This window comes from Bifidobacterium sp. W8112, from assembly GCF_016101425.1.
GTDB classification, from domain to species: Bacteria; Actinomycetota; Actinomycetes; order Actinomycetales; family Bifidobacteriaceae; genus Bombiscardovia; species Bombiscardovia apousia.
In genome coordinates, this window is the sequence record NZ_JACFQN010000002.1 from 612,292 (window position 1) to 624,355 (window position 12,064).

Annotated in this window: 8 protein-coding genes; 1 reads left to right on the forward strand and 7 read right to left on the reverse strand. The window is 52.4% G+C overall.

Annotated features, from left to right (window positions below; translation table 11 throughout):
* Positions 1–30: 30 nt before the first annotated feature.
* Positions 31–327 carry a 30S ribosomal protein S6 gene (gene rpsF, locus H3T92_RS06695; RefSeq protein WP_015021308.1) on the reverse strand — a complete coding sequence of 99 codons (297 nt, stop codon included), beginning with the start codon at positions 325–327 and terminating at the stop codon, positions 31–33.
* Between the two features lie 324 nt (positions 328–651).
* Between rpsF and H3T92_RS06700 the strand changes: the two genes are divergently transcribed.
* Positions 652–1,680, forward strand: a complete 1,029-nt coding sequence (locus H3T92_RS06700) for a glycosyltransferase family 2 protein (protein ID WP_144085286.1) — start codon at positions 652–654, stop codon at positions 1,678–1,680.
* Positions 1,681–1,692: 12 nt separating this feature from the next.
* Here the strand turns inward: H3T92_RS06700 and H3T92_RS06705 are convergent, their stop codons facing one another.
* The 6 genes from H3T92_RS06705 to H3T92_RS06730 form a co-directional block, all read right to left on the reverse strand.
* Complete coding sequence (locus H3T92_RS06705; RefSeq protein ID WP_144085285.1) at positions 1,693–5,784, reverse strand: glycosyltransferase; 4,092 nt, start codon at positions 5,782–5,784, stop codon at positions 1,693–1,695.
* Complete coding sequence (locus H3T92_RS06710) at positions 5,771–7,423, reverse strand: glycosyltransferase (protein ID WP_198189643.1); 1,653 nt, start codon at positions 7,421–7,423, stop codon at positions 5,771–5,773. The genes H3T92_RS06705 and H3T92_RS06710 overlap by 14 nt, the downstream gene beginning before the upstream one ends.
* 17 nt (positions 7,424–7,440) lie before the next feature.
* Complete coding sequence (locus H3T92_RS06715; RefSeq protein WP_144085283.1) at positions 7,441–8,664, reverse strand: ABC transporter ATP-binding protein; 1,224 nt, start codon at positions 8,662–8,664, stop codon at positions 7,441–7,443.
* Entirely contained in the window at positions 8,665–9,492 is an 828-nt protein-coding gene (locus H3T92_RS06720) for an ABC transporter permease (RefSeq protein WP_082067665.1), read from the reverse strand.
* Between the two features lie 63 nt (positions 9,493–9,555).
* Positions 9,556–10,455: a glucose-1-phosphate thymidylyltransferase RfbA gene (rfbA, locus tag H3T92_RS06725; RefSeq protein ID WP_024628093.1), complete on the reverse strand. Its 900-nt coding sequence runs from the start codon at positions 10,453–10,455 to the stop codon at positions 9,556–9,558.
* Between the two features lie 135 nt (positions 10,456–10,590).
* The gene (locus H3T92_RS06730) at positions 10,591–12,048 is read right to left on the reverse strand and encodes a sugar nucleotide-binding protein (protein ID WP_144085282.1); all 1,458 of its coding nucleotides are present in this window, start codon (positions 12,046–12,048) and stop codon (positions 10,591–10,593) included.
* Positions 12,049–12,064 lie beyond the last annotated feature (16 nt).

The following is a 12,064-nucleotide window of genomic DNA, read 5'->3' on the forward strand; positions in this document are numbered from 1 at the left end:
CCGACGCTTCTATGTCCTTTTGCTGTTTGCTTACTTGTCATCCTTGCGAAGAATCTTGGTGCGGATGACGGACTCGTTCAGGTTGAGCACACGATCGAGCTCAGCGCTGGCGGAGGGCTCGCAGGTGTACTCGACCACCACGTAGTTGCCTTCCTTGTGCTTGTCGATCTCGTAGGCCAGCTTGCGACGACCCCAGACATCGATGTTGTCGACGGAGCCGCCTTCCTTGGTGACCACCTCGAGATACTGGTCGGTCAGCTTCTTCAGCGAGCGCTCATCCATGGCCGGATCGGCAATGAACATCAATTCATACTTGTGCGCAGACATCACCCACCTCCTTTGGACTTACAGGTCACGGACCTTCCGTGACAGGAGGGTGTTTAAAGCCGGCGGACCGGCTTGTATGTAACGCCGGAACCACCAAACAATGTTTCTATAATATACCGTTAGCCGGACTGAACCACGGCAAGGATGCTGAACAAAAACCATTTGCTTCACATCCCATTAGAAACCATCCATCTACGATTTGCCGTAGCCGCTGTAAAACAGAGACAAATCGGTATGGAGAAGGAGGAAGCTTACAAGCATTAAATACCGGTCGGTTCTCCGCACAGTGCAAGATCATGAGAAGGCTCCACTAGACTGGCTGCTATGACAGTTAGCCAAGACCTGGTATCCATCATCATCCCTGTGTACAACTCGGCCCAGTACTTGCCATACTGCCTTGATTCCATCTGCGGGCAGACCTACCAACACCTGCAGATTATTCTCGTGGACGATGGATCCACAGACGGATCCAGCGACATTTGTGACCGATACGCGGCCCGAGATCATCGCATCCAGGTGATACACCAGGAAAACCAAGGCATCTCCATAGCCCAAAACGCAGGTCTTGATGCCAGCAAGGGCCGCTATTTGGCTTTCGCTGACAACGACGATGTCCTTGACAGGAGAAACATCGAGCTACTTCTCCACGCCCTGAAATCTACTGATGCCGACATGAGCAAAGCCAGATGGCAGCAATTTGGCTCTTCCCAAATAGGATCTATTGTCAATGAAGCTGCTCACGGTGCTGCCACACCCCGAAGCATCCAGGTTTTCACTAACCCCCTCAAGGCCTATCAAACCTACTTCTGCAAGAGTCTTCGGATCTTTATGGACATGACGGGCAAATCTGGTGAGGCCAGGTATTTCAACGAGGCCAATTGGTGCAGACTTTACAAAGCTGGGCTGTGGGAAGGCATCCGCTTCCCCCCCGGCCGCTATGCGCAGGACATCATGGTGGCTGGCCCGCTATACCGACGAATGTCTAAGGTAGCAGACATTGATACGGTTCTGTACTACTGGCTGCAGTCTCCCTCGTCCGTAACGCATGCCCTCCGCAGTATGAACTTCTACCGAGATAACGTCGCTGCAGGCCTGACAAATTTCAAACTAGCTCTGGACAGTGGGATCACCCCTATGCGTAGCTACTACTCTATTTGGGATGGACTCCGGTCGGAAACCGCTGCAGCAGGGTCAGACCCGAAAAACCAGCAGAAACTGCGTCTAGACCGGAAGCGAGCCGATGCCCTCTTCCAGAGCATGGGGCTTTTCCAGAGAATCCGTTGCACCATCTCGACCTGGGTCAGGCATCTAGAAAAGCTGGTCTATGACGCCCGGATCAAGAATATGGCCTAGCCGGCTGGATGTTCAGTCCTCTCGGATCCAAAAGTTACCTGAAGTTCTGGAGAGATTGGGATTGTAGTAGGGATCGTTTTCAACCGCCTCGACGTGTTTACGCCGGAAAACCTCCGACTCTCTTTCCAACCTCGCCCTTTTCTGCTTGTCCTTGGCATCGCTTCCCCGGGTCACCGATTCGAAATGGTAGAGCTCAGCCTCATGGGCCCAGACATTGTCCTTGCCCAGCTGATCATGAATCCGCGCACACAAATCAACGTCGTTGTATGCAATCGCGAGATCCTCGTCGAAACCGGACACAGCTTGGAAATCCTTGGCCTTGACCATACAACATGCCGCCGTTACGGCGTAGTAGTTGACGTTCTCGATGAGTCTGCCGAAATAGCCAAGGTGGGTCCGCGGCGTACCGACCATGATATGCCCGGCCACGCCTCCAAGCCCCAGAACAATGCCGGCATGTTGGATGGTGTTGACGGGGTAATAGAGCTTCGCGCCAACAACCCCCACCCGCTGCAGCTGGGCGAAGGAGACCATGCGCGTCATCCAGAGCGGACTGATGACCTGGGTGTCGTCGTTCAGGAAGAGAAGGTACTCCCCTCTCGCCTCCCTGGCGGCCAGGTTGTTGATGCGGGAGAAGTTGAAGGGAATATCCAGTTCCAGCACCCTGAACCGGTCGCCCAGGCGCTCCTTGTACCTGGCATACAGCTTCTTCATGGCCGGGTTCCTGCTGCCGTTATCGGCAATGAGCACCTCATAGTTGGGGTATTGGGTCTTCCCGATCAGCGAATCCATGCACCGCTCAATATTGTCATAGCCATCCTTGGTGGGAATAATCACTGACACCAAGGCCGAGCTGTCAATTCCATAGTGGACGTCGTAAATGCCACTTGGGCCCGCGGATACCACCTCGGCGTCAATTCCCCTGCGTCCCATGGCCGAGCGAAGCGCACGTACTCCTGCTTCGGATGCATAATCTTTGGCACCACTGCTGGAGGCGGTCGAGGTGGGCAGAGTTCTCCAGTGATAGAGCACCTTTGCTATGTGCTGGATCCTTGAAGACTCGGTCTGCTCAATGAACCGCAGAAGCATGTCGTAATCCTGGGAACCTTCATATCCCGTCCGAAAACCACCGATTTTATTGACAATAGACCTTCGGTAAACACCCAAATGACTGATGTAGTTTGTGCTCAGGAGAAGATCAGGCTCGTAGTCAGGCTTAAAATGCGGATCAAACCGATGACCCTGCTCGTCCACCTTGTCCTCATCGCTATAGACCAAGTCCGTTTCAGGTTTTGCATTGAGTCGCTTAACCACCTCAAAAAGGGCCTGAGGAGACAGTTCATCATCATTGTCGACTAGAGCTATGAATTCTCCGGTTGCAACATCGAGGGCTGAGTTGGTTGCCCGCGATATGTGCCCGTTCTCTGTTCTGAACACAACCTTGATACGCTCGTCCTCTGTGCTCAGTTGTTTGAGAACTTCAGCCACACGTGGATCCGTGGAACAATCATCAGCCAGGCAGAGCTCCCAGTTGGAGTAATACTGGTTGCGGACGGAATCCACACAGGCACGCAACCACCGTGGCTCGACGTTATAGACAGGTACCAGGATAGAGATCAGAGGCTTATATGCGAACCCTTCGATATTGGACTCAACAACCGCTCTATCGTAATGCTCTGTGCGAGCGATGAGCTTTCTGTAAGCTTTCTTCTGCCGGCGAGGTGCCAAGAAGCGATCAGAAATGCGCCGGGCAAGACGACGCGGATGCCTTATAGCAGCAGCCCGTCTGAGCAGATCCTCGAACCTTGACATCGCCCGTGAGTGAGGCACTTTCAAAGCCATTGAAACCTGACCGGAAGGGCCTGAAAAGACCAGCGCGGGGCGCTCAGCGCGAAAGGCCGCCAGCCCGTTTGGCAAACCGATCCTTACCTTGAACCCAAGCTCTGAATCGATGGGCATGGCCATGGCCATATTCACGTCTGGACGAAGTACCCGCTCCATTTTTTCCAGACGGACATTCTCATCGGGTGATATGTCGATCAACGCCGGCTCATGCGCTTCTAAGTCAGCAGCCCAACCTGTAACCGTAATGGCGGAGGAATCCGAAGAAATCAGAATCTGGTCAATGGATCCCTCGACGGGGGCGTGGCCTGGCTCCAGGGAGGGGAAGAAAGCCGAGGCGAAAGGATCAACCAAGTCCTTATGAGCAGCCAGATATCTATCCAAGTCGTCGCGGGATATCTCCGTCAGATTTTCTGTTTTGTCGACAAAGAGGGAATAAGGCTGCCAGAGAGCGGTAAGCCCATGCTCCTGCTGCAGTCTCGCACAGTAGTCAATGCCCTGAAGACCTGCAGGAAGAGACTCATCGAACCCTCTCATTCTCTCGAAATCCTGCCGTCTAGTGACCATGCAGTCCTCCGTAACGGCGAACATATCTCGAGGTAGAAGGTCACGGAAGTAGTAACCGATGCCCTGATCCCAATCTCCTCGCATTTCAAAAGGCCGGCCTGCTTTCATTGCCCGAAGAGTAACCCCCACATTGGCAACACGGCCTTGATCATCCATGATTTTGCCACCGACTACGCCAACCTTATTGTCACGGATATAGTTGACCATCTCGGTCAGCCAGTCAGCTCTCTTGGGGCTCTTCCTATCCAAGAAAACCAAGAGGTCCTCGTCGCAGCCGCGCGAAACTTCGTCACAACTTTTCCCGCCAGTCGGCACAAACCTCACCCGAGGATAGTCTGTTCTTGCCTCAAGTTCATGGAGCATTTCTTCCGAATATCCTGAAGCAACAACAGCCACTGAGGGTGTTTCGCCATGGTAGTCGATCTTGTAAGTGCCCAGGTTATCGAGCATACTGACATTGCCATCGATCCCCCGACGCTCAAGAGCATCTTCGAGCGCAGACTTGCCAGCCTTATAAGCATACATCTTGCTACGGGGGTCCCCCGCCACGGAGCTGGAAAGGGTCCTCCAGTGATACATAATTTGTGGAATGTGGTGAACCTTCTTCGCCTGCTCGGTCGCTCTGAGAACGAAGTCGTAGTCCTGGCTCCCGTCGAAGGCTGGGTTCAAGCCTCCGACTTTCTGCAGTAAGGCTCTAGAAACGGTCACGAAGTGGGTAATGTAGTTATGGCTCAGCAAGAGGTGTGGAGAAAAATCCGGCTTGAAGAAGGGATCAAATCTGATTCCTTTTTCTGTGATTTTATCCTCATCCGTGTAGATAAAATCAATGGTGGGATCTGAATTGATCGCCACGACCACTTCGTAGAGGGCGTTGGGGGCAAGCTCATCGTCATTGTCCATGAAGCCGATATATTGCCCCTTGGCTAGCTCGATTGCAGAGTTCGTGGCAGCAGCTATGCCACCATTCTTCTCCCTGAACACTGCGTGGATTCGAGGATCACTGGCGGATATGTCTTTCAGCAGTGTCCGCACTGACCCATCAGAAGAGTGGTCGTCAGCCAAGCACAGTTCCCAGTTTGAGTACCATTGGTCTCTCATGGAGTCCACACACTTGCGCAGCCATTGCTCATCCACGTTGTACACGGGAATCACTATCGAAATTAGTGGTTTCTCGGCAAACCCCTCTATGGCACGCTTCGCCGTCTCGGGATTTTCTACCTCGTGGGTCCGTATCCACTCGTCATAGAACTTCTGCCGCTTGGTAACCTTTCTCTTCAAATGCTTCAACAAAGCCCTCACATTGGCCGAGAAGGAATCTCGAATAAGACGGTAGGCAATCTGCTTCAGGCGTTGCCTCTTCCTATCTTTTCTGAGTCTCTGTTCCAAGCGGGACAGGTCTATCTGAATCGGTCGCTCAGCACCATTAATCATGAAGAAAAGACTGAATGACTTCTTGTCAGCGGGAACTACAGCAGCAAATCCTGGTCGAGCCGACGATTCCAGCTCAAAAGTCGTGGTGATGTCCGGTCTGGCCTGCCGTTCAACGGTTACATCCTTATCTTTTGATCGCATGCCCAACTCGATCTTGCGATAGGTATCCACAGCCCAACCGGACACCGTTACGGTGCCAGCCGTGGGGTTTCTCACCAGATCCTCAATGGAAATCTCATAATTTGTGGCGCTATGAACGATCATCCTTTTTCTTCCTCGTCTTCGCACTTCTGAGAGCCCTACGGATTTTGATCAATAAGGCCACAAGCGTCTGACTCCTGAATCGTTGCCACCGCTCAAGATCAGCACGGTCGCTGTCCTGATGCCTTCGGATCCTTTCGGTCAATATGGCCAGAGGCTGAGGAGGGACATGGTCAAGAGGATATACGCGAGCAGTCAGTGATACCTCCCTGCCCGGCGGATCTGTTTCAATATAAAGTTGAGGATCAGCAGAGAGAAAGAACAGAGTACCCGCATTCTCAAAAGAGGCATTTGAGCTAACTTTCACCTTGGCTGCAGCAGCTGCATGGACAGTTAGATCGGTAATCAGGCATGGCAGTTCGCCAAAATCGATTCGAAAGATGCTATGATCCCCCGCCGGTATTTCAAGATGGTTCTCCTCATGCATGGATTCACAAAGTGTCGTCTGGTCGTCAATAGAAAAAGCTCTATTCTTACCTCGGAACAGTTGGATCTGTTGCCGGTAAAAAGCCAATCTGGGGTTGTTGGCTAGTTGGTTGGAGCGGACATAATCCTCGACCATCTGGCTGTTCCGAAATAGATAATCGACATAACCCTTATCTATGCCTGTTAAAGACTCTGGTCTGGCAGACATGTCGCCAACTACCCGGTTCACGGCCCCGTCAATGGCAAAGCGACGAATGAACTCATCGTGCCGAGCTGTCTGAAAATCGCAGGCGGCAGTATATCCCTCAAGAATCTGAGCCGCTAAGGTCGGGCCATCGATTATGCTCCGGCGATTGATTTCATCAACCAAGGATGGGCAGGACCCCTCCATTCTGCCAGAGAAATTGAACCGAGCAGCCTGCTCATAGTTTTCCGCCGTCAAATAGCCTGGTCCGCCAAATCTGTCATAGATGAAGACTGGTATGCCCTGAACCAGGCAGTATTGCACGGTCTTACCGATGGTTACGACGCAATCATATCTGTCCAGCAGATCCGGCGTCGTCAAAGAGTTGGCTTGCTCGGTCACATCGCCCAGCCGGTCCACCATTAGGCCCCGCGCTTTGAGGGAGTCAACTGCTCGGAGAAGTTCGGACGGTGTATGGTTTGAGACAATGAGAATTCTGCCCAAGTCAGGTCGAATGGTATGACGCTTCTCGACGAAGCTCATCGGTGCAGGGTTGGGATATATGGCAAGGCGTGAATCGTCCTTGGAAAAGTACCCCTGCTGAGCCTCGAGAGTTCCTGAGGAATTGAATACGATCCGATCCGCAATCCGGTTCTCCAAATCATATGTATAGGGCTGCTCCAGATGGACTTCACGATAAGGAGACATATGAGAGAAGACCACGCACGGGCGCGGACCGGAACCCAGTCCTTCGAGCTGTTGGAAAAAGGTCTTAGGCAGGACCTCATGCTGTACCCAGATGAGGTCAAAATCCGTCATGTGCAAGTCTGCAGAATCCACCATATTGCTGGTAATGATCCGAACACCGGACTGAGCGAATAAGGAACCGACAAGATCATCGACAATCCAGGCATAGACCGTAACGATACATCCGACACTCTGAAGATATCGGGCCAGCTCTAGAGCTTGGACCTCACTACCTCCTATGCGATCCAAAGAGCTCTGGGTAATGAGTACACGTTTGCCCTGCATTCGCCTAGATGTCATCATCAAATCAGCTTTACACTGATCCTAGGGTGAGTCAAGCTTTGGTCATAGAGCTTAGCCTTGCGAACCTGGAACTGATACACAGTCGATTGCTTGAGTAGAAGGTCGTTTCCTGAGGCGGCTGCGATATTGACGTGATAATCTCCAGAAGCCAACACATTCTCGATTTCGAATACAATTTCATGACGTCCCTTAGTGAAGGTGTCTTTGTCCGAATTGACCTTGTTCGAGGTGGCCAGAGCCACCCTGCCCTGCTGATCAATTAGGTTGATGGCGAAGACTCCACGAGGTATATCCCGATCACACTCGAACACGATCTTTATAGTGAAGTTCTGGTTTATATCGAGGAGCTGTGTGCTCCTCCCGTTGGTTGTGACCTGTACATCAACCATCCGGATTCCGTTACCATGCTCCAGGCGAACGGCTTCATTGTCTTTCTGCACGGCTTTCTGCTGCTGCTCTAGGAAGTAATCGGAATATGCGCTGGCCACGTCATCCGGCATGCCGAACTTGGAGATTACTCCATCTTGTATCAGCATGGCCTTATTGCAGAACTTGCGCACATCGCTCATAGAGTGGGTGACCAGGATTATGGTTTTCTTCTCACGCTTGGCTTCGAAGAAATAATCCTGACATTTCTTTTGGAAAGCCTCGTCTCCTACAGCCAGTACCTCATCCAAAACAAGGATGTCACCCTGAGATTTGATTGCTACAGAGAAAGCAAGCCGCACCTGCATGCCACTGGAGTAGTTCTTCAGCTTCTGCTCCATGAAGTCACCCAACTCAGCAAAGTCGACGATATCATCGTACATATCATCGATCTCTTCCCTGGTAAACCCAAGCATGGCGCCATTCAGGTATACGTTCTCCCTGCCCGTAAGTTCAGGGTTGAATCCCACGCCCAACTCGATAAAAGGCACCAATTTCCCATTGACCTGGACTTTACCGCTGTTGGGAGAGTAAATCCGGGAGATGATCTTCAGAAGGGTGGACTTTCCGGAACCGTTCTTGCCGACAATACCGAAGAAGTCGCCTTTCTTTATCTCGAAGGAAATGTCCTTGAGCACGTGCTGAATGGTGTATCCATTCTGACGACGAATAGTGTTGAAGACGACACCTTTAAGGCTGTTGGTCTTCTCATAGGGCAGTTTAAAGTCTTTGGACACATGGGAAACCCTCAGAGCCACATCCTCAGGCAAGCTGTCGGTTTTATTTGAAAACTTCATTTATACCAGCTCCGCGAAGTACTTAGATTTAACAGTAAAGAACCTCAGGCCTAACAGGAAGATCAGCAGGGAAAAAACGACGGGCCAGCAGGCGATAAAAAAGTTGCTTTCCCATTCCCATAATGTGGGGTTAGCCGGGGAAATCAGCACATGTCGGGCATCCTGCACTATCTGGGCCATAGGGTTCAGTAAGAGGTCCAGCTTGGCAAAAATAGGGCCATAGATGCCAGCCTTGGAGGAAATCATGCTAATCGGATAGATGATTGGCGTTGCATAAAACCCGGCCTGAGTCACGACCTCCCAGATAGGGTTCAGGTCGCGCAAGTTAACATAGAGCGCACTAAGAAAGAAAGCGATGCCCAAGGCCAAGAGATACAGTTCAAATACAATTGGTACAATGAGCAGGTTAGACCACGATGGTTTGACACCATTGATCAAGGCGAAGACGATGACAACGATAAAGTTGAATCCGAAATTGATCAGGGCACTCATAGATGATGCGACAACAACCACATACTTGGAGAAGTAAATCTTACGCAGAAGGTCTCCATGCCCTACAATCGAGAGCATACCTCCTGTCGTTGTTTCATTGAAGAGGTTCCATAGTATGATGCCAAGTAAGAGCGCCACTGCAAAGTGCGGCACGTCTGCTCCGAAACGCATGAAGCGCACAAAGACAACATACATAATGGCAAAGAGCATAAGAGGCTTGAGAACCGACCACAGGTACCCCAAGACAGATTCCTGATACCGCAACTTAAAGTCTGTGGAGACCATGGCCTTGAGCAACAGTCGATTCTTTTTGTTGAAAATTTCTGTAATCTTCAATGCTATCTCCCCAGTGGTTCCTGAGCACAGAATCTGCACCTCTCGATGCAGGTTCCTGAATCGTCAGGCTTGATCCACATGTTTCTTGAAGATGATCTTGTTGTTGGCAACATCCAACAGATGCTGCCCGTATGGAGACTTGCCATACCTCTGGCCTGCTTCAACCAATTCTTCACGGGTGATCCAGCCATTCTCATAGGCCACCTCCTCCACAACAGCGATAGGCAGGCCTTGAGCCTTTTGAACAGTTCTGACGAATTCGCCGGCTTCATAGAGGGAATCCATGGTCCCTGTGTCCAGCCATGCATAGCCGCGTCCCAGTGTCTGAACACATAGTGATCCATCTTGAAGGTAAAGACGATTCAGATCAGTGATTTCCAACTCACCGCGTGCCGAGGGCCTAACCTGCTTAGCGAACTCAGTGACCCTCTCGTCATAAAAGTACAGTCCGGTCACCGCATAGTTGCTGGCCGGATGCTCTGGTTTCTCCTCAATGCTGACGACCTTGTTGTCTTTGTCGAACTCGACCACGCCGTACCGCTCCGGATCGTCCACGTAATAGCCGAACACCGTTGCCCCGTGCTGGTTGCCGGCTGCACTCCTCAAAGTGCGACCAAGGCCGTTCCCGTAGAAGATGTTGTCGCCCAGAACCAAGGCACAGGGTTCGCCATCGATGAAGTCCTCACCCAGGATGAATGCCTGGGCCAGACCGTCCGGGCTGGGTTGGATCTTGTAGGAGAGTCTAATGCCATACCGGCTCCCATCGCCTAGGAGTCGCTGGAAATTACCTATGTCCATCGGGGTGGAAATGATCAGTATCTCGTTTATTCCCGCCATCATGAGAACACTCAGGGGGTAATAGATCATAGGCTTGTCATACACCGGAAGCAGCTGCTTGGAAGTGACGGTGGTCAGCGGATACAGCCGCGTGCCCGAACCGCCTGCAAGAATGATGCCTCTCATCACGTGACGCCTTTCTTAAGACTCTTACATCCGTGTCAAACTTAAGACAGCTTACTGCCGACCGCCAGCAGGAATCGATGAGTGACAAAATCTCTGCGGTTCCCCCGCATAGCGGTCTGGCCGGGAGCAGGATACTCAGCGGGAGTCGAGAATGGACTGGATGTAATCCGTTAGGGCGCCCTCCCAATCCTTGGGATGGAAGCCGGCGGCTCTGATTTTATCCAGAGAGAGGGCACTGTTTGTCGGACGCGGGGAAATAGGGCCGGCGGCTCCCGCATAGTAGTCCTCGGTCGATACCGGTTTCACCTTGTCGCCGTTGCCATTGGTCTGCTCGAAGACGCGACTTGCAATTTCGGCCCAAGAGGCGATAGACCCCGAGCCGGTCAGGTTGTAGGTACCGTATGGCGCCCGCGAATCCAGGAGGTGGAAGATGGCTGCAGCCATATCATCGGTGAAGGTCAGCCTGCCAACTTGGTCGTCTACGACGGTAACTGAGTCGAGACCGTCATCAGGATTAGCCACTCGGTCGGAAAGCCTCATCATGGTCTTAACGAAATTATGCCCCTGACCAATCACCCAGCTGGAGCGGAGAATGTAATGGCGGGGTATATTCGAAACCGCTATGTCCCCTGCGGCCTTGGTCTGACCGTACACGCCGAGAGGGGCGAAGGGCTCGGACTCAGTGTGCTCCTCCTGATGCCCATCGAAAACGTAATCACTGGAGACATGCACCAAGGTCATGTTGTGTTCTTCCGCGACCTTGGCCAGCATTGCCGGCCCTACGGCGTTGGACTTCCAAGCATCCTGCCGCCCCTGGTCCGTCTCAGCCATATCGACCGCGGTATAGGCACCCGCATTGATGATGGTACCGTACAGACTCCAGTCGAACTGGTCGTATGCCTCAGGATCGGAGAAATCGAAGTCCTCGATGTTCGTGAATTCGAACCCTTGAAGATCGTGGTCCTGCACATACTGACGGATGGACCGCCCCAGCTGGCCGCTAGCGCCGGTCACCAGGGTTCGGCGCGGAGCCATGGGCTTGGCCTGGGCCAGCATGGGGTGGTTTTTATCCGCTTCACTCAGTTCGCACTGATCAAGCGGTATGGGCCACTCAATGCCGAGCCGGGGGTCAGCGAGGTTAACGAAGGTATAGGTCTTCTTCTGCTCCGGGGACCAGTGGGCATTGACCAGATAGGTGTAGACCGTATTATCGGCCAGGGCCTGGAAACTGTTGCCCACTCCCCTAGGTACATAGATGGCTTTGGAGGGATCCAGCCGGGTGGTGAACACCTGTCCGAACCCTTCGCCTGGGCGGAGGTCCACCCAGGCACCGAAAATCTCACCGCTCCCGATGGAAATGAACTTGTCCCAGGGCTCGGCATGGATACCGCGGGTAACGCCACGGCTGGCATTGAAGCTGATGTTGTTTTGCACCGGGTGGAAATCAGGCAGACCGAGTTCCGTCATCTTGGCCCGTTGCCAGTTCTCCTTGAACCAGCCTCGGTTGTCACCGTGCACTGGCAGGTCAAAGACCAAAAGCCCGGGAATGTTGGTCTTGGTGACCTTCAACTCTTTTTCGAAATCAAAAGACATGGTTACTATTTAGTCA

What these genes read in the sequence shown, in the direction of transcription:
- rpsF (WP_015021308.1), bottom strand. Translation starts at nt 327, where the DNA reads ATGTCTGCGCACAAGTATGAATTGATGTTCATTGCCGATCCGGCCATG.
- H3T92_RS06700 (WP_144085286.1), top strand. Translation starts at nt 652, where the DNA reads ATGACAGTTAGCCAAGACCTGGTATCCATCATCATCCCTGTGTACAAC.
- H3T92_RS06705 (WP_144085285.1), bottom strand. Translation starts at nt 5,784, where the DNA reads ATGATCGTTCATAGCGCCACAAATTATGAGATTTCCATTGAGGATCTG.
- H3T92_RS06710 (WP_198189643.1), bottom strand. Translation starts at nt 7,423, where the DNA reads ATGCAGGGCAAACGTGTACTCATTACCCAGAGCTCTTTGGATCGCATA.
- H3T92_RS06715 (WP_144085283.1), bottom strand. Translation starts at nt 8,664, where the DNA reads ATGAAGTTTTCAAATAAAACCGACAGCTTGCCTGAGGATGTGGCTCTG.
- rfbA (WP_024628093.1), bottom strand. Translation starts at nt 10,455, where the DNA reads ATGAGAGGCATCATTCTTGCAGGCGGTTCGGGCACGCGGCTGTATCCG.
- H3T92_RS06730 (WP_144085282.1), bottom strand. Translation starts at nt 12,048, where the DNA reads ATGTCTTTTGATTTCGAAAAAGAGTTGAAGGTCACCAAGACCAACATT.